Origin of the sequence: Lentzea sp. NPDC060358 (assembly GCF_042725365.1) — a bacterium.
Classification (GTDB): domain Bacteria; phylum Actinomycetota; class Actinomycetes; order Mycobacteriales; family Pseudonocardiaceae; genus Lentzea.
The window spans coordinates 1-16,792 of record NZ_JBHXCW010000175.1 but is presented as its reverse complement, the minus strand read 5'-3'; the positions used below and the strand labels follow the sequence as shown (position 1 = coordinate 16,792).

Here is a 16,792-nt window from a genome sequence, read left to right as displayed (position 1 = left end):
GGGTAGCCGGCGGCTGACCCGTGCGGCGGCGTCGTGTCGCCCGGATCAGCTCCGGGGCTCGTCCTCGAGCGCGCCGACCAGCTCCGGGTCCTCCGGGGCGGGCATGTGGCGGATGCTGTCACTGCCCTTGTGGTCGTGCGCCTTGGAGTACCGGGAGTCCAGCACCCGGCCGAGCTTCTGCGCCGCACCGGCGTACGCGTCGTCCACGGTGGTCGCGTGGTGGGTGACCGCGACCGGCTGCTTGCCACCGGGGCGCGCCTCGATGACGCACTTCTTGTCCTCCGGCTTGCTGCCCCCGTCCTCGCTGAGGTGCACTTCCACGCGGGTCACCCAACCGCTGAACCGGGACAGGTTGTTTTCCAGGTCGGTGGTCACATAGGCGGCCAGTCCTTCGCCACCGTGGACGTTGTGGTCGGTGTTGACCTGGATCTGCATGAGCACCCTCCGGAACGAAACAGAAATGGTCCTGACCGATACCACGGGAAGCGCGATTTCAAACGCGGCACTGTTCAGCGCGGTGCCCGGCGTTTTCCTCTGCGACACGGCGAATGACGACAACACGGCCACGCTCACCATCACCTGGTCGGACGACCCGAACAACCCTTTCGTGGACGCGCCACCGGCGACCCAAGGCTCGCGGCGGTCCGGGGCCGCTGTGGCCGCATCGTCCTCATAGGACGGTCCGGCGCTCGAGGAACACCGTGTCGCGCCACACCCCGTGGTGCCGCGCGATGCGCTCGCGGACGCCGAGGGTGCGGAAGCCCGCGGAGTGGTGCAGGGCGAGGCTCGCGCGGTTCTCGGGGAAGATCGAGGTCTGCAACGTCCACAGGCCGGCGTCGTCCGCGGCGGTGACCTGCCGGTGCACCAGCGCGGTGCCGACGCCGCGGCCCTGGAAACCGCTTCCCACGTAGACCGACGTCTCGGCGACGCCCGCGTAGCAGTCGCGGGCGGACACCGCGGTGAGCGCGGCCCAGCCCGCCACCTGGCCGTCGGCCTCGGCGACCCAGCGGTGGCCGGGGAGCCACTTGGTGTCGAGCGCGCGGCGCGGGGGCACCTCGGTTTCGAACGTCGCGTTGCCGGTGGCGATGCCCTCGCCGTAGATGCGGCGCACCGCGTTCCAGTCGGCGGTGTCCAGCGGGCGGACCACGACGTCCGCCGGGAGGTCGCCGGGGTGGCGGCGACGCGGTGCCAGGACGCCCATGACGACGTCGGCGGCGTGGGGGAGACCGGTGCAGCAGGACGGGTTCACGCTCACGCGGGTCGCGGTGCCGTCCCTGCCCTGGCGGAGGAAGCCCACGTCGACCAGCTTGCGCACGTGGTGCGAGCAGGTGGACTGGCTGATGCCGGCGAGCTCGGCCAGTTCGCCGACGGTCATCGAGCGGCCCGCGGTCGCGACGGCGTGGAGCAGGCGCACGCGCGTCGGTTCGGCCAGGCAGGCGAACCAGTCCGCGTACGTCGCGGCGTCCTCGGCGGGCAGCACGGCGGGAGTGGTCGTCACGGACAGAGTATCGACCGGCGTCGATGGTTGCGTCAATCGATCCCGGTCGATACAGTCCGGCTCGCTGATTCGACGTACTTCGATACAAGGGGTGTGCGGTGGGCGGGTTGCCGGTCGTCGTGGTGGGTGCTGGACCTGCGGGTTTGTCCGCGGCGGCACATCTGGCCGAACGGGGTGAGCGCGTGCTCGTGCTGGAGGCGGGCGACCGCGCCGGTGCGGCCGTGGCGCAGTGGAACCACGTCCGGCTGTTCTCGCGCTGGAGCGAGCTGGTCGACCCGGCGGCGGAACGGCTGCTCGCGGGCACGGGCTGGGCGCGGCCTGCTGACGACGCGTGTCCGACCGGCGCGGAGTGGGCCGACCTCTACCTCACACCGCTGGCCGACGCCCTCGGCGACCGGGTGCGCTTCGGCGCGCGGGTGGCCGGCGTGGCCCGGCGCGGCCGCGACCGGGTGGTGGACGCGGGCCGGGAGGACGAGCCGCTGACCGTGCACGTGCGGACCGCCGGTGGCGAGGAACGCATCATCGCCCGCGCGGTGATCGACGCGTCCGGCACCTTCGGCTCGCCGAACCCGCTCGGCGGCGACGGCCTGTCCGCGCTGGGGGAGCAGGCCGCGGCGGCGCGGATCACCTACCGGGTGCCCGATCTCGCCGCACAGCGCTCCCGGTACGCGGGCAGGCGGATCGCGGTGGCGGGGAGCGGGCACTCGGCGCTCACCGCGCTGGTGGTGCTGGCGGAACTGGCCGAGCAGGAGCCCGGCACCGAGGTCGTGTGGCTGGTGCGCCGCGGCGCGGTGGGCAACGCCTTCGGTGGCGGCGAGTCGGACCAGCTGCCCGCGCGCGGTGCCCTGGGTTCGCGGGCGCGCGAGGCCGCCGAGGCCGGGCACGTGAAGACCGTGACCGGGTTCCGCACCGCCGCGGTGCACCGGGGTGAGGACGGCAGGCTCGTGCTGGAGTCCTTCGACGGCCACCGGGTCGAGGAGGTCGACGAGGTCGTGGTGCTGACCGGGTTCCGGCCGGACCTGTCGTGGCTGTCGGAGCTGCGGCTCGACCTCGACCCGGTGCTGCAGGCGCCGGCCAGGCTCGCGCCGCTGATCGACCCCAACGTCCACTCGTGCGGCACCGTCTCCCCGCACGGCGAGAACGAGCTGCGCCACCCCGAGCCCGGTGTCTACCTGGTGGGCATGAAGAGCTACGGGCGTGCGCCGACGTTCCTGTCGCTGACCGGCTGCGAACAGGCCCGGTCCGTGGCGGCCGCGCTCGCGGGCGACCACGAGGCCGCCGCACGCGTGGAGCTCGTGCTGCCGGAGACCGGGGTGTGCGGTGGCGCCGGCGTGTTCGACGCGCCGCCGGAGGACGGTGGCGGCTGCTGCGCGGCGCCGGCTGGCACCACGACGGCATAGCCTGGGCGGCGAGACCGCAGTCTGACGGCGAGGACGGGTGATGAGACCGCTGACGTTCAGCGACGACAAGGACCACCAGCAGCAGTGGCTGCCCGGCGGGGACCAGTCCGCTGTGGACGGGTTCCTGGAGTTCGTCGCCCGGTACCGGAGTGCGGACAACACGTCGTTCTGCCTGGAGGACGAGGCCGCCGAGGAGGCGCTGGTGTTCATGGTGGACATCGGCGCCATCTGCCGCGTGCGGGGCTGGCAGGACTCGCGCACCGAGTACCGGGTCGTCACCGGCGGCGGCGACCACCGGGCGCTGGCGGAGGAGTTCGTCGGCGGCGGTTTCGCCGCCCTCGACCCGCACGGGCCCTGGCTGCCGGACGCCGAGAGCTTCCTGCGGGCCCGGTCGGCTCACCTGGAGCACCGGGCGGCCAGGAGCGGGGCGGAACAGGACCGCGCCGCGCAGCTGCGGTCCGAGTTCGACCGGTCCGTGCTGCGGCAGACCCACCCGCGCGCACTGCGCCGCCGCCTCGCGGAGCTGACCCGCGCCGACGGACGAGAGCCGGTCACGGTCTCCGGCGTCACCCACTACGGCTACGGCACCGGTGACACCGTCAACGCCTGGTTCACCTCCAGCGGGCGCGGCCTGGTGGTGACGTTCGACCGCTCCAGCGCCCTCGCGTCCACTCCGGACGCGTGCGCGGCGTTGTACGACGGGGTGCCGGCGGACCTGCTCGCCCTGGTCCGGGACGTGCCGGAGCAGGGCGCGGTGTCCACCGTCCCGCATCCCGGCGGCGGCACCGTGGTGGCGGCCACCGGGATCTTCACCTTCTCCGGCCCGTGCGCGATGGCGGACGGCCTGGTGACGCGCCTGCGGGACGAGGGCTTGGACGTCGAGGCCACCGGGGTCGGCAAGCTGCTCGAACGGTTCCTCGGGCAGGACACGTCCACTCCGGACTCGGAGCCGCTCGCACCGCTGGACGCCGCGGCGCTGACGGCTTTCTGCCGGATCTGGGCCGACACCGGGTACAACGACCGCTGGGACGTGCACTACGTCCTGTTCGACAGCTGCACGGCCGAGGAGGCGGGCCCGGCCAGGGACACCCTCCTGGACCTCGTGGAGACGCTCGGCCTGGAGCGCGTCGACGCCCCGGCGGGAGCCGCTTCCGGTGAGGTGTGGGTCCGCACGGACCCCCGCATCGACGCGGAGCTCGGCAACTGGGCGTGACAGGGGCTGTGCGGCCTCACCGTTCGAGCATCCCCGGACCGAAGACCTCGTACCTGATGTCGTCGGCGGGAACACCGCGCCGCACGAGACCGGCCCGCACGTCGCGCATGAACGGGATCGGGCCGCACAGGTAGGTGATCGCGCCGACGGGCAGCGGGATCGCCTCCACGTCGACGCGGCCCGCCTGCCCGCCGTCGTCACCGTTCTCGTACCAGGTCAGCCGGCTGGTGCCGGTGAAGCGGTCGTACTCCGCGCGGTGGGCGTGGCGGTCGGCGGAGATCTCGGCGTGCACGGCGACGACCGTGCGCGTGGGTTGCGTGGCGGCGAGGTGGTCGAGCATGGACAGCACCGGGGTGATGCCGATGCCCGCGCTGATCAGCACCACGGGCCGGCGGCCCGGATCGAGAACGGTCTGCCCGGCGGGCGGGCCGACCAGCAGCGTGTCGTCCGCCTGCACGTGGTCGTGCAGGAAGTTCGACACCGCGCCGTCCGGCGTTCCGGCGGCACCTCGCACCCGCCGGACGGTGATGCGGAGAGCACCGCGCCCCGGTGCCTGCGACAGCGAGTACTGGCGCGGCTGCCGGTGCCCGCCGGGCAGGTCGACCGCGACGGACACGTACTGGCCGGGTTCGAACGGCACAATCGCGCCGCCGTCGTCGGGGACGAGCGTGAACGAGACCGTGTCGACCGCCTCGTCGTCGCGCTTGGCGACCCGCCACGGCCGCCACACCGCCGCCGGGGTGACCCCCGCGGTCTGGAAGAGCCGCGCCTCCGCCGCGATCAGCGTGACCGCGAACAGCCAGTAGACCTCGTCCCAGGCGGCCGCGACCTCGGGCGTGACCGCGTCACCGAGCACCGTCGCGACGGCGCCGACGAGGTGCCTGCCGACGATCGGGTACTGGTCGGGGCGCACGCCGAGCGAGACGTGCTTGTGGGCGATGCGCTCGGCGATCGGGCCGAACGGCGTGCCGTCGAGCAGGTGCTGGGCGTAGGCGACCACGGCGGAGGCGAGGGCGATCTGCTGCCTGCCACTGGCCTGGTTGCCCTGGTTGAACAGGTCCAGCAGCTCCGGGTGCGCGGCGAGCATCGACGGGTAGAACTCCGCGGTGATCGCGGCGGCGTGATCGCGGACGACCGGCAGGGTCGCGCGCACCACGGCGGCTGAAGCAGCGGAAAGCACAGGAAGCTCCTCGGCGGTTCGGTGCGGGGAACCGGGTGATCCGGTCGCCGCCTGAGCTTGCGCGATCATCCGGGTCCGAACGCAGTTGAGAAGGTCGCGTCCGACCGAGGACCTTGGTCCCGTCACCGCAGCCAGGGGTGCGACCGCACGACCGGCAGGCCGTCCCACCACCGGGCCAGGCTCCAGACGGCGCCGGAGGCGGTGACCGCCAGCACGACCAGGACGATCGCGTAGACGACGTGGTGGTCGATGACCGGGTTGGTGGACATCGTGGCCTCGCCGGCCGAGTCGTGCCGCGCGGGCGGCCACTCGGCGGCCCACATCAGCAGCATCATGACCGCGCCGGCCGCGGCGGCGACCCGCAGGCCGATGCCGAGCACCAGCGCCAGGCCGATCGCGAGCAGGCCGGTCATGAACAGCGCGTCGGCCCACCACGCGCCCGCCCAGTCGCGGAACACCCCCTGGAACGGGCCCGCGTCGACCCGGCCGAGGAAGCCCTTCGTGGGCGAGCCGCCCGAGAACCAGGCGTTCCCGCCCTGCGTGGCGTAGCCGAGGCCGAACGCCTTGTCGAGGAACGCCCAGAGGAACAGCAGACCCGTCACGATGCGCAGCACCGCGAGCGGCACGACGCCCGCGTCGGTGCGCGTGCGTTCAGGGGTTCGGACAGCGGACATGACTTCCTCCCGATGAGTTCCCGCCGGTCGGCCGTGGTGCCGCGGGCGGTCGTCCCGCGATCCACGCTCGCAGCGCCGCCGGTTCCGGGTGAGGGGCGGAGGTCCCGCGCGGCGCGGGACCGGGGGCCCGCACGGCGCCGACCTCGCGGAGGTCGCCGACCTGATGCTGCGGCACGGCAGCCGCAGCGTCCCGGTCGTGCGGGAGGGCCGCCTGGCCGGCATCGTGACCCGCCGCGACCTGCTCCGCTCGATCAGCCGCGCGGACCCGGTCGTCGAGGCCGAGATCCGGCACCGGCTCGGCTTCGTCGGCGGCCCCCGCCGGTGGGCGGTCGAGGTCCACGGCGGCAAGGTGTCCACAGTGGACGGGATGGACGACGCGACCGACCGCCACGTCGCCGAGGTTCTCGTGCGCGCGGTCGCGGGCGTGATCGACGTGCGCATCGCCGTCGCGGAACGGATCTGACCGCGTCCGGGCACCCGATTCGGTGTACCCGAAGGTGTCATCATCGCGCCGGACCGGGGCGAGTCGGACTACGGTCGTCCCCGTGCCGGGCAGGTGGCTCCGAGCCGATCTTGCCATTCGCCGCGAGCAGAGGACTTTCGTGGATCGCAGGGTGTTCCTGAAGACCGCTTTGGCGGGTTCCGCGGTGGTGGGCGCCGGTCTGGGCGGACGAGCCGCGGCGTCGGGCGAGGTCAGGTCGTTGTCGGCCGGCGCGTCCCATCTGGCCCTCGGGCCCGGGGTGCGCGGGGTGCGGTTCAGGGCGTCAGGCCGGTGGACGCGGTGGCAGGCCGCGCAGAGCTGCTCGGCCGGCGACGACGCGGGACGGGTCGCGCGCGGCAGCCTGGTCGCGATGCCCGGGGACGCGAGCGCGTACGAGGTCGAGGGACCGTCCGGCGGCACCGGGGAAGTGGTGGCTCGGGCGCCGGGCGGCACCGCACGGTCCACTCAGGACTCGTTCGTGCTGGGCCAGAAGCAGGTGCCGTGCACCTACCTGAGCCGGCGGGAGTGGGGCGCGGACGAGTCGCTGCGCTTCGGCCCCGACGGAGCCGAGGCCTACCCGCAGACCTTCCACCCCGTGCAGGCGCTGACGGTCCACCACAGCGCGATCGCCGTGGGCCCCGACCCGGCCGCGGACCTCCGCGCGATCTACCGGTTCCACACGGTGAACCAGGACTTCGGGGACGTCGGCTACCACCTGCTGATCGATCCTCTCGGGACGGTCTACGAGGGACGGGTGTCCGGCGGCGACGCCGGTCCGGTGTTCGGCCCGGGCCGCGACGAGCGGAACCGGCTGCTGATGTCGAACGCCGCTCACGTGGGAGGCCACAACGCGGGCAACGTCGGGGTGTGCCTCATGGGCGACTTCACGTCGGCGGGCCCCGGTGACGCGGCGAGGCGGAGCCTGGTGCTGGTGCTCGCGGCGCTGTGCGAGGTCACCGGCGTCGACCCGCTCGGCGAGGTCGACTACGTCAACCCGATCGGCGGCGCCGCGAAGCGCGTGCGGGGCATCTCGGGACACCAGGACTGGATGGCCACCGGCTGCCCGGGCAAGACCTTCTACCCCGCGCTCGACGAGGTGCGCCGCCAGGTCGCCGCCGCCCTGGCCTGACACCAGCCTGGCCTGACACCGCCCCCGCCCGGCACCGCGGGCCGGGTCAGGAGTCGCGGCCGGCCGCCCGGCTGCGCTGCTCGTCCTTGCGCCCGGCGGGGTTGCGGCGGGTGCGCAGCGATCCGGGTCGCGCCTTGACGCTCGGGTCGCGCCTGGTCTTGACGAGGCTCGCGACGGTGACGACGAGCAGCACCAGGGCGATCACGACGAGGCTGGCGAGCGTGGGGATCTCGGGCACGCTCTTGCTGACGTCTTCGTGCGCCCACTGCAGGATCAGCTTGACGCCGATGAACGCGAGGATCAGCGCGAGACCGGCCGAGAGGTACACCAGCCGGTCGAGCAGCCCCTGCACCAGGAAGAACAGCGCCCGCAGGCCCAGCAGCGCGAAGGCGTTGACGCAGAAGACGATGTAGGGCTGCGCGGTGATGCCGAAGACCGCGGGGATGGAGTCGAGCGCGAACAGCAGGTCGATGGTGCCGATCGCGATCAGCACCACGAACAGGGGAGTGACCCTGCGCTTGCCGTGGTCCTTGGTGACCAGGTCGCCCTCGGAGTAGTCGTCGGTGACGGGCAGGACCCGCCGCGACGTCTTGACCACGACGTTGTCCTCGATGTCGGGTTCCTCGTCGCGGTGCCGGTAGAGCTGTACGGCCGTGTAGATCAGCAGCAGGCCGAAGAGCAGGAACACGAACGAGAACAACGACAGCAGCGTCGCGCCGAGCGCGATGAACGCCGCGCGCATGATCAGCGCGAGGACGATGCCGAACGTGAGCACCTTGTGCCGGTGGGCGTCCGGGACGGCGAAGGTCGTCATGATGATCACGAAGACGAACAGGTTGTCGACCGAGAGGCTCTTCTCGACCAGGTAGCCGACGAAGTACTCGGTGCCCGGCCCGCTGCCGTGCTGCAGCGTGAACCACACGCCGAACCCGACGGCCACCGCCACGTAGAACACCGACCACGCGGCCGCCTCGCGCAGTCCGACGTGGTGCGGCCGCTTCGCCGCGACGACGAGGTCGACGGTGAGCAGCAGCACGATGAAACCGATCGTCGCGGCCCAGGTCAGCAGGCTGATGTCCAGTTCGGCGCTCATGTCACCCTTCACGCCGGGGCGTTCGCCTGGCGTCTGCGGATACCCAGCGGGGAGCGGGTGCACGCCGATCTTCGGCTGGTTCCCGCGCGGCGCGACAGGGCAACAGCTGTCAGGCAAGCGAGAGCTTGCAGGCAAGTGGAGACTTGCCTATTGTGGCGGTCGTGGACGAGGGGCTCTTCAAGGCGCTGGCGGATCCGAACCGCCGGCGCATCCTCGACGAGCTGACTGAGCGCGACGGGCAGACGCTGTTCGAGATCTGCACCCGGCTGCTGACCAAGCACGGGCTGAGCCTGACCCGCCAGGCGGTCAGCCAGCACCTCGCCGTGCTGGAGGAGGCCGGCCTGGTCCGGTCGCGCCGCGAAGGCCGCTACAAGTTCCACGACCTCGACACCGACCCGCTGCAGCACATCGTCACGCGATGGCTCCAGCCCAGACCGCCGGAGGACACCGCATGAGGATCCACCTGACCAGCGTTTTCGTCGACGACCAGGACAAGGCGCTGAGCTTCTACACCGACGTGCTGGGCTTCGTGAAGAAGACCGAGGTGCCGATCGGCACGGACAGGTGGCTGACCGTCGTGTCGCCCGAGGACCCGGAAGGGACGGAGCTGCTGCTCGAGCCCGACGGCCACCCCGCGGTGCAGCCGTACAAGGCGGCACTGGTGGCGGACGGGATCCCGGCCACCCAGTTCGCGGTGCAGGACGTGCGCGCGGAGTTCGACCGGCTGACCTCGCTGGGGGTCCGGTTCACGCAGGAACCGCTGGAGATGGGGCCGGTCACGACCGCCGTGCTGGACGACACCTGCGGCAACCTCATCCAGATCGTCCACCACAAGGAACTGTGACGGGTCCGCAGAGGACGGACGTCAGAGACCGGCCGTCAGCACGTCGGCCGTCTCCCTGAGGACGGCGATCGTCCTGCCGGTGCGCACCCACACCTCGCCCTCGCGGTCACCGACCCCCTCGATCCGCGAGTGCAGCCGGTACCGGAGCTGACCGCCCAGGTGCAGCGTCGCGGTCAGCTGGTCGGTGGTGGGGCCCCAGCGCGCGAAGTCCCACGACTGCCACAGCCGGCGGCGGGAAGCGTCGTGCCGCAGCGAGTTCGCGAACTGCGGCACGTGCACCGTGTTGTCGAACGGGGTCGCGATCGCGCCGTCCAGCCACAGCGTGCAGGTGCGCAGCCGGGAGCAGTCCGGGTCGGCGGGCCCGATCTCGAACGCCAGCCTCGACCGGTCGCCGACGAGCAGGTCCGTTGCGCGCCAACGGGAAACGTCGAAGTCGAAGTCGAGAGCCGCGGTGACGGCGTCCAGCGTGGCCTGCGTCCGCGCTTCGTCGAGCTCGACCGACTCGGGCAGGCCGGTGAACCCCAGGGCTTCCAGCGCGGTGCGCAGGTTCGCGTAGCTCGCGGGCCGGTCCGGGTGGGTGGTGTGCACGCCCAGGTTGCGCAGCGCCGGCACGTGGTGCCGGTCGGTGCCGTGCAGCCGGGTGCCCGCCAGGTGGAACCGCGCGGTTCTGCGGTGCGGCGCGGAGTGGTCGGCGGGGCCCAGCTCGACGGCGAAGCGCGCCGGGTCGCCGTACACGCCCGCGGTCCGCTCCCCGAACGCGCCGAGCAGCTCGTCGGCGAGCGAGCGCCACTCCCGCGGGTCCTCGGCGGTCAGCCGGCGGAACCCGGGGTGGTTGCCGATGTCGGACCCCCGGCCCGCCAGGCTGAGCAGGCCGTCCCCGCTGTGGTAACGCACCAGGTACTCCTGGTCGAGCAGGCCGCGGTGCAGGGCCGCCAGCGAACGCGGGGTCATCGGCAGCCGCGGCAGCGCCATCGCCGCGTCGATCCGCTCGCCCCAGTGCTCGAAGCCCTCGAGCACCGCGGCCACCTCGGACACGTACCCGTCGTCGCCGGTCAGCTCGCACAGCACCTGGGCGGTGCGCACGCGGAACGTGCCGAGTGCGGACGGCAGGACCGACCGCAGCACCGCCACCAAGTCCGACGGTGCACGGCCGAGGGCGGCGAGGGCTCCGAGCGACTCGACCGCGACGTGGTCGCGTTCGGCCACGCCCGCGAGCAGCATCCGCTCCGCCCGCTGCGGCCTGCGTTCGTGCTCGGCGACCAGCTTCGCGGTGTCGGCACCCTCGTGCCACACCAGGTACGGGCTTCCGAACACCTCGAGGCGGAACGCCTGCCACGCATCGGCCACCCGCGTGAGGGTAGGACCTCGGCAGGGACGCGGGGGCCGTTTCGCGGCAGCGGGCTCAGCGCACCTGCTCGGCCTTGAACTGCATCCGCGGGTTCGCGTAGCACTCCTGGGCCTGCACCAGCCGCAGCTCGCGCTCGCCGGAGCGGTAGGTCAGGTCGATCAGGTCGAACACGCTCGACGCGGTGCGCTCCAGCGCCAGCGCCGCGTCCCTGGTCTGCACGAAGTGGGCGGTGAACAGCGCCGCCGTCACGTCGCCGGACCCGTTCGCCTTGAACGGCAGGTGCGGGGTGCTCACGAGCCACGAGCCGGAGGTGTCCACGACGAGCATCTCGATCGTGCCCTCCTCCCGGTCGGGCCGCTCGACGCTCGTGACCAGCACGGTCGACGGGCCCATCGCGCGGGCGAGGTCGGCGGAGGCCAGCGTCTCCTCGACGCTCGCCGGCTCGGTGCCGGTGAGGAAGCCCAGCTCGAACTGGTTCGGGGTGATGATGTCGGCCACCGGCACTACCCGGTCGCGCAGCAGCACGGGGATCTCGGGGGCGACGAAGCAGCCGGACTTGGCGTTGCCCATCACCGGGTCGCACGCGTAGAGCGCCGCCGGGTTCGCCACCTTGACCCTGCGCACCGCGTCGATGATCACATCGGCGATGCCGGTGCCGCCCTGGTAGCCCGACAGCACGGCGTCGACCTGCCCGAACACCCCGCGTTCCTCCACCCCGAGCAGGATCTCGGCCACGTCCGACGGCGGCAGGAGCGGACCGCGCCACGCGCCGTACCCGGTGTGGTTGGAGAAGTTCACCGTGGGGATCGGGACGACCTCGACCCCGAGGCGCTGCAGCGGGAACACGGCGGCGGAGTTGCCGACGTGGCCGTGGGCGACGACCGACTGGATGGACAGAACCTTCATCCGCCCACCCTAGAACGGACCTGCCGGCTTTGCGGCGCCGCTCGGCCTCCGCGCGGGTGACCTTCGCGACGACGCCCGCGCTGCCAGCAGCAACCCGGCCGCGACGGTCAGCAGCTGCAGGCGCTGGACCAGCCCGGCGCCGGGCTGGTTGGCCAGGAGCGCCGACAGCACGCCGGTCACGGCGAGCAGGACGAGCACCGCCCTCGCGCTCCACCAGCGGGTGCCCCGTTCCAGGACGACGGCGCAGCCGAGAGCGCCGAGGAACGTCAGCACGCTCGTCACCTGGTGCACCTGATGGCTGAGCGACACCGCCCCGTCGTCCTCCCGGCTGCGGCACAGCGCGTCGACACTGGGGGCGCAGTCCAGCGCCAGCGCCGTGTCGGCCAGGGTCGCGAGGCCGAACACGAGCACGGCGGCGACCACCAGCCGCCCGCGCAGGCGCACTGCGGCGAGCACCAGGCAGCACGCGGTGAGCGCGTCGGTCACCCGGAACAGCCACCGGAACGGCTGGTCGCCGGCGAGCAGTTCGCTCACGTAGCCGTCCACGGGGGACAGGCCGGTCGGCAGCACCAGTTCGAGGAGCCAGCACGAGTAGAGGACCGCCGCGGCGACCAGCCACCCACCCGGCCGGGTGAACAGGTGCGCACGGCCGCGCCTCGGCGACCTCTCCTCCGTCACGCTCGTCTTCTCCTTCCGCCATGCTGTGGTCGTGGTCAAGGTGGTGGGCTCGGACTTGCACCTCGTGGTGGACGGACCGGCGGGCGCCGCGCCGGTCGTGCTCGTCTCGGGGCTGGCGGGCGCGGTCGCCGACTGGGACCCGGTTACCCGTTCGCTCGCGGCTTCAGCTCGGGTCGTGCGATTCGACCGGCCCGGGATCGGCGCGAGCACGCCTGCGTTCGAGGCCGCGGCACTGCGGCGCGACGTGGCCGTGCTCGACGCGGTGCTCGACGTCGCGGGCGGCCCGGCCGTGCTCGTCGGGCACTCGCTGGCCGGTCTGCACGTGGAGGCGTACGCGCGGATGCGTCCCGACCGCGTGCGCGGCGCCGTCCTCGCCGACCCCAGCCTCGCGCCGCCGGGGATCGGCCGCCCGGCCGACATCGGCGCCGCGGCCGCGAACGCGCTGCTCGGGCTGGGCGCGGCGGGGCTGGTGGCGCGCTGCGCCGGTCCGCTGCTCCGGCTGGCCGGACGGCCGCCGATCAGCCCCGCCGTGGTGGAGGAGCTCGCCGGGTATCCCGCGCTGGTCGCCGAGGTGGACGCGCTGCGCGGCACGCGCGAGCTGCCGGACGTGCCGTGGCAGGTGCTCACGGCGGGAGGGACGCTGGGCGGAGCGAGGTCCGCCTCGCGCATCCTCAGCGCTCACGGGTCGATGGCATCACTGTCCTCCCGTGGCGTGCATCGGATCGTGCCCGACGCGGGGCACCTGGTGCAGTGGGACGATCCGCAGGCCGTGGCCGACGCCGTGCTGCGCTGCCTGGCCACGGCCTGAGCCCGTCAGCCGGCGGGTGTGCGACCGGCCGGCGTCAGCCACCGGACGGCGGGGCCGGCGCCGATGCCGTGCAGCACCACGCTGCCGAGCACCACGGTCACGGTGACCAGCAGGATCGTGTCGGCGGCGGGACCTTCGGGCAGCCGGTTGAAGGCGAGGAGCCCGAAGACGACCGACGTCGTGCCGCGCGGCCCGAGCAGCCCGATCTGCAGCCGCTCCCGCTGTGACAGCGCCGACCCGAGGAAGGACAGGTGCACGGGGACGAGGCGGACCGCGGTGAGCGCCGCCAGGCTGAACAGCACGACCTGCCACGACGGCACCTCGGAGTAGGCCAGCACGGCGCTGATGCCGACGACGAACCAGAGCGTCATGGTCAGCAGCGTGGTGAAGTCCTCAAGCAGCCGGAAGTCCTCGTTCAGCGCCCCGCCGCGCAGCAACTCCCTGCCCCGCGGGGACTGGCGGACCTGCCGGGCCTTCGCCCGCCGGTGGACGTAGCGGAACGTGACGCCGCAGACGAAGGACGCCACGAACCCGTTGCCGTCCACCGCGACCGTGGCGGCGTAGGTGAGCAGCGGGACCAGCAGCACGACGATGCGCCCGGACTGCTCGGTGAGCCAGCCCGTGCGGTGCGCGGCCGACAGCAGCAGCGCGAGGACCGTGCCCAGCACCAGGCCCGCCACGACGGCCTTCAGCGCGAAGGGCAGCACCGTGGCCAGCGCGCCCAGCGGCGTGCGTTCCTGCGTGTGGTCGCCCGCCAGGATCAACGCGAAGAGGAACAGCGGCGAGATGATGCCGTCGTTGTAGCCGCCTTCGACGTTGAGCACGCTGCGCACCCGCGACGACAGGCCGCGGTCGCGCACGACCCGTTCGGCCGGGGCGAAGTCGATCGGCACGACCACCCCGGCGAGCAGCAGGAGCACCGGCCATGGCAGCCCGGGGAAGAGCCACCAGCCCAGCAGCACGGCGGCGAGCAGGCTCAGCGGCATGGCGACCAGCAGGACCCGTGCGGCCAGTCGTGGCGAGCTGCCCCAAAGACGCCCGCCGCGCACCTCGGTGGCGTCGGCGAACAGCAGCACGGCGAGCACGATCTCCGCCACGTGCAGCATCGCCTCGGTGTTCAGCGCGATCTTGATCGACTCGTCGTTGAGCAGGCCGATGACGACGCCCGCCGCCACGATGACGACCGGTGCGCCCAGGTTCCACCGGTCCAGCCGGGACGCGGCGAGGGACCGGACCGTGATGGCGATCGCGATGAGCAGGAGCAGCGAGTTCATGTGACCGGGCTTCGTGAGGCGACGTGGCGAGCGTAGAACCCGTCAGGCCACTGTGGACGGAGAAAACCGGGTGCTCGTGCGCAGCAGGCACACCGACCGGGTCACGATGCACCCGTACCGGTGAAGTCCGGCATCCCCCGACCGGCTGCCGCCACCCGGCTGCCCGGCTGGGCGCTCCGGCTGGTCCGCGGGTGCCGCCGGAGCCGTGGCGGAGCCGAGGATCGACAGGCCGGTCCGCGGCGGCGCCCCCGCCTGCCCGGGCCGCGCTCCACGTCCGAGTTCGACCAAGACGGAGTTGTCTCCCGTGCGCACCCCGATCGACCGCACGACCCTGCGCACCCTTCTGGGGTACGCCAGGCCGCAGCGGCGCACCATCCTCTGTGGAGGGTCGCTCGTCCTGCTGAGCGGTCTGGCCGCGGCCGCGCTGCCGCTGGCGGCCAAGGAACTGGTGGACCGCCTCGGCGCGGGCGGCGGGATCACCGGCCTGCTGGTGCTGCTCGTCGGTCTCGCCCTGGCCGGCGCCGCGGTCGCGATGGCCGGCAACTACCTGCTCGAGCGCGCCGCCGAGTCGGTCGTGCTGGGCGCCAGGAAACGGCTGGCACGACGGCTGTTGTCGTTGCGGGTGCCCGCCGTGCAACGCGCCGAGCCGGGCGATCTGCTGGCGCGCTTCACCGGCGACACGACGCTGCTGCGCGAGGTCTGCACGCACGCCCTCGTCGGACTCATCACCGGTACGGCGACGACCGTCGTGATGGTCGTGATGATGGCGGCGATGGACCTCGTCCTGCTGGGCATCACCCTGGCCGTGCTCACGGTCGTGGGCCTGCTCGCGCTCGCCGGCCTGCCGATGATCGAGAAGGCCTCGCACGCCGCGCAGAGCGCCGTCGGCGAGACCGGTGCACGGCTGGAGCGGGTGCTCGGCGCCTTCCGCACCGTCAAGGCCGCCGGTGCCGAAGCCCGCGAGATCGCGGCCGTCGAACGCGGTGCCGAGGACGCCTGGCGAGCCGGTGTGCGGTCCGCGCGCTGGGAGGCCCTGGTGCACGGCTTCAACGGCCTCGCGGTGCAGGCGTCGTTCCTCGCCGTGCTCGGCGTCGGCGGCGCACGGGTCGTGACGGGCGCGATCCCGTTGTCCACGCTGGTGGCGTTCCTGCTGTTCCTGTTCTTCCTGGAGGAGCCGATCGGGCAGATCCTGCACGCCGGCAGCAAGCTGCAGATCGGGTTCGCCGCGGTGCGCCGGCTCAGCGAGGTCGACCGGATGGAGACCGAGCCCGCCGCCACCCGCCCCGCCGAGCCCGCCGCCACCCGCCCCGCCGAGCAGGGCGCGGCCCGCCTGAGCTTCGCCGGCGTGCGGTTCCGCTACAGCCCGGACCTGCCGGAGGTGCTGCGGGGCGTGAACGTCGACGTGCCCGCGGTGGGCCTGACGGCGTTCGTCGGCCCGTCCGGCGCGGGCAAGTCCACCCTGTTCGCGCTGATCGAGAGGTTCCACGCACCGGACTCCGGCCACCTCCGCCTGGACGGCCGCGACCTGGCCGACTGGGACCTGGCGCAGCTGCGGGCGGGTATCGGGTACGTCGAGCAGGACGCGCCCCTGCTGTCCGGGTCGCTGCGCGAGAACCTCGTCTACGGCCGCCCGGACGCGACGGACGAGGAAGTCCGCGACGTCGTGGCGCAGACGAGGCTGGACTCCCTGCTCGACCGGCTGCCCGCCGGCCTGGACACCCCGGTCGGGCACCGCGGCACGTTCCTGTCCGGCGGCGAGCGGCAACGCGTCGCGCTGGCCCGCGCCCTTCTCAGCCGGCCGAGGCTGCTGCTGCTCGACGAGATCACCTCGCAGCTGGACGCCGCGAACGAGATGGCGATCAGGGACGTGGTCGCCGCGGCGGCGAAGACGATGACGGTGCTGGTGGTGGCGCACCGGCTGTCGACGGTGATGCAGGCGGACCGGATCGTGGTGCTCGACGACGGCGTGGTGCGGGCCACCGGCACGCACGACGAACTTCTGGTGAGCGATCCGCTGTACGCCGAGTTCGCCGCCACGCAGCTGCTGACCGGCGAGCGCTCCTAGGAGGTTCCGCGGTGGGCCGCCCAGATCGCCCACGCCTCGCGGGCGATCTGGGCGTAGCAGTCGTCGCCGACGGCGTCGGCGGTGTCAGCGTCGAACCAGCGGACGAACTCCTCGCGGATGATGCGCTCGAGGTCGTGTTCGGTCGCCGCCTCCGGCAGGCGCGGGGCGATCGTCTCGGCTTCGGGCCGGTACTCGTCGGTG

General features: G+C 73.0%; 17 protein-coding genes and 1 pseudogene. 8 read left to right on the top strand and 10 right to left on the bottom strand.

Annotated elements, in window-relative coordinates; all coding sequences use genetic code 11:
* Nucleotides 1-45 precede the first annotated feature (45 nt).
* The gene (locus ACFWGZ_RS29480; RefSeq protein ID WP_382454840.1) at nucleotides 46-567 is read right to left on the bottom strand and encodes an HPF/RaiA family ribosome-associated protein; all 522 of its coding nucleotides are present in this window, start codon (nucleotides 565-567) and stop codon (nucleotides 46-48) included.
* Nucleotides 568-670: 103 nt separating this feature from the next.
* On the bottom strand, nucleotides 671-1,498 hold the full coding sequence (locus ACFWGZ_RS29475; RefSeq protein ID WP_382454839.1) for a helix-turn-helix domain-containing GNAT family N-acetyltransferase: 828 nt from the start codon (nucleotides 1,496-1,498) through the stop codon (nucleotides 671-673).
* Between the two features lie 98 nt (nucleotides 1,499-1,596).
* Between ACFWGZ_RS29475 and ACFWGZ_RS29470 the strand changes: the two genes are divergently transcribed.
* Together ACFWGZ_RS29470 and ACFWGZ_RS29465 are read left to right on the top strand one after the other, a co-directional pair.
* The gene (locus ACFWGZ_RS29470; protein ID WP_382454838.1) at nucleotides 1,597-2,898 is read left to right on the top strand and encodes an FAD-dependent oxidoreductase; all 1,302 of its coding nucleotides are present in this window, start codon (nucleotides 1,597-1,599) and stop codon (nucleotides 2,896-2,898) included.
* A 40-nt stretch (nucleotides 2,899-2,938) separates the two neighbouring features.
* Nucleotides 2,939-4,111 carry a DUF6357 family protein gene (locus ACFWGZ_RS29465; RefSeq protein WP_382454837.1) on the top strand — a complete coding sequence of 391 codons (1,173 nt, stop codon included), beginning with the start codon at nucleotides 2,939-2,941 and terminating at the stop codon, nucleotides 4,109-4,111.
* Nucleotides 4,112-4,127: 16 nt separating this feature from the next.
* Here ACFWGZ_RS29465 and ACFWGZ_RS29460 read toward each other — a convergent pair whose 3' ends face one another.
* Together ACFWGZ_RS29460 and ACFWGZ_RS29455 are read right to left on the bottom strand one after the other, a co-directional pair.
* Nucleotides 4,128-5,291, bottom strand: a complete 1,164-nt coding sequence (locus ACFWGZ_RS29460; protein WP_382454836.1) for a globin domain-containing protein — start codon at nucleotides 5,289-5,291, stop codon at nucleotides 4,128-4,130.
* Nucleotides 5,292-5,413: 122 nt separating this feature from the next.
* Entirely contained in the window at nucleotides 5,414-5,965 is a 552-nt protein-coding gene (locus ACFWGZ_RS29455) for a hypothetical protein (RefSeq protein WP_382454835.1), read from the bottom strand.
* Between the two features lie 88 nt (nucleotides 5,966-6,053).
* Between ACFWGZ_RS29455 and ACFWGZ_RS29450 the strand changes: the two genes are divergently transcribed.
* Nucleotides 6,054-6,428, top strand: a complete 375-nt coding sequence (locus ACFWGZ_RS29450) for a CBS domain-containing protein (protein WP_382454834.1) — start codon at nucleotides 6,054-6,056, stop codon at nucleotides 6,426-6,428.
* 139 nt (nucleotides 6,429-6,567) lie between these two features.
* On the top strand, nucleotides 6,568-7,575 hold the full coding sequence (locus ACFWGZ_RS29445; protein ID WP_382454833.1) for a peptidoglycan recognition family protein: 1,008 nt from the start codon (nucleotides 6,568-6,570) through the stop codon (nucleotides 7,573-7,575).
* A gap of 46 nt (nucleotides 7,576-7,621) precedes the next feature.
* On the opposite strand, the gene ACFWGZ_RS29440 is transcribed toward ACFWGZ_RS29445, so the two are convergent.
* The gene (locus ACFWGZ_RS29440) at nucleotides 7,622-8,668 is read right to left on the bottom strand and encodes a TerC/Alx family metal homeostasis membrane protein (protein ID WP_382454832.1); all 1,047 of its coding nucleotides are present in this window, start codon (nucleotides 8,666-8,668) and stop codon (nucleotides 7,622-7,624) included.
* A 161-nt stretch (nucleotides 8,669-8,829) separates the two neighbouring features.
* Between ACFWGZ_RS29440 and ACFWGZ_RS29435 the strand changes: the two genes are divergently transcribed.
* Both ACFWGZ_RS29435 and ACFWGZ_RS29430 read left to right on the top strand, forming a co-directional pair.
* A complete protein-coding gene (locus ACFWGZ_RS29435) occupies nucleotides 8,830-9,123 on the top strand; it encodes an ArsR/SmtB family transcription factor (protein ID WP_382454831.1) in 294 nt (97 codons plus the stop codon).
* Nucleotides 9,120-9,512, top strand: coding sequence for a VOC family protein (locus tag ACFWGZ_RS29430; protein WP_382454830.1), 393 nt, complete (start codon nucleotides 9,120-9,122; stop codon nucleotides 9,510-9,512). The genes ACFWGZ_RS29435 and ACFWGZ_RS29430 overlap by 4 nt, the downstream gene beginning before the upstream one ends.
* Before the next feature lie 21 nt (nucleotides 9,513-9,533).
* Here ACFWGZ_RS29430 and ACFWGZ_RS29425 read toward each other — a convergent pair whose 3' ends face one another.
* From ACFWGZ_RS29425 to ACFWGZ_RS29415, 3 genes are read right to left on the bottom strand one after another with little or no spacing between them, the layout of a single operon-like run.
* A complete protein-coding gene (locus ACFWGZ_RS29425; RefSeq protein WP_382454829.1) occupies nucleotides 9,534-10,859 on the bottom strand; it encodes a hypothetical protein in 1,326 nt (441 codons plus the stop codon).
* 55 nt (nucleotides 10,860-10,914) lie between these two features.
* Nucleotides 10,915-11,766 (bottom strand): pyridoxal kinase PdxY, encoded by an 852-nt coding sequence (gene pdxY / locus ACFWGZ_RS29420; RefSeq protein ID WP_382454828.1) that lies wholly within the window; start codon nucleotides 11,764-11,766, stop codon nucleotides 10,915-10,917.
* 9 nt (nucleotides 11,767-11,775) lie between these two features.
* Nucleotides 11,776-12,444, bottom strand: a complete 669-nt coding sequence (locus ACFWGZ_RS29415) for a DUF998 domain-containing protein (protein ID WP_382454827.1) — start codon at nucleotides 12,442-12,444, stop codon at nucleotides 11,776-11,778.
* A gap of 31 nt (nucleotides 12,445-12,475) precedes the next feature.
* Between ACFWGZ_RS29415 and ACFWGZ_RS29410 the strand changes: the two genes are divergently transcribed.
* Entirely contained in the window at nucleotides 12,476-13,252 is a 777-nt protein-coding gene (locus ACFWGZ_RS29410; protein ID WP_382454826.1) for an alpha/beta fold hydrolase, read from the top strand.
* Nucleotides 13,253-13,257: 5 nt separating this feature from the next.
* Here ACFWGZ_RS29410 and ACFWGZ_RS29405 read toward each other — a convergent pair whose 3' ends face one another.
* Nucleotides 13,258-14,526, bottom strand: a complete 1,269-nt coding sequence (locus ACFWGZ_RS29405) for a cation:proton antiporter (RefSeq protein WP_382454825.1) — start codon at nucleotides 14,524-14,526, stop codon at nucleotides 13,258-13,260.
* A 304-nt stretch (nucleotides 14,527-14,830) separates the two neighbouring features.
* Between ACFWGZ_RS29405 and ACFWGZ_RS29400 the strand changes: the two genes are divergently transcribed.
* Nucleotides 14,831-16,591, top strand: coding sequence for an ABC transporter ATP-binding protein (locus ACFWGZ_RS29400; RefSeq protein ID WP_382454824.1), 1,761 nt, complete (start codon nucleotides 14,831-14,833; stop codon nucleotides 16,589-16,591).
* Here the strand turns inward: ACFWGZ_RS29400 and ACFWGZ_RS29395 are convergent.
* Nucleotides 16,588-16,792 (bottom strand): annotated as a pseudogene (locus tag ACFWGZ_RS29395) (hypothetical protein); the annotation flags it as partial. The gene ACFWGZ_RS29400 and the pseudogene ACFWGZ_RS29395 overlap by 4 nt on opposite strands.

Coding starts and splice junctions, on each gene's coding strand:
- ACFWGZ_RS29440 (WP_382454832.1), bottom strand. CDS start 8,668: ATGAGCGCCGAACTGGACATCAGCCTGCTGACCTGGGCCGCGACGATC.
- ACFWGZ_RS29465 (WP_382454837.1), top strand. CDS start 2,939: ATGAGACCGCTGACGTTCAGCGACGACAAGGACCACCAGCAGCAGTGG.
- ACFWGZ_RS29430 (WP_382454830.1), top strand. CDS start 9,120: ATGAGGATCCACCTGACCAGCGTTTTCGTCGACGACCAGGACAAGGCG.
- ACFWGZ_RS29405 (WP_382454825.1), bottom strand. CDS start 14,526: ATGAACTCGCTGCTCCTGCTCATCGCGATCGCCATCACGGTCCGGTCC.
- pdxY (WP_382454828.1), bottom strand. CDS start 11,766: ATGAAGGTTCTGTCCATCCAGTCGGTCGTCGCCCACGGCCACGTCGGC.
- ACFWGZ_RS29455 (WP_382454835.1), bottom strand. CDS start 5,965: ATGTCCGCTGTCCGAACCCCTGAACGCACGCGCACCGACGCGGGCGTC.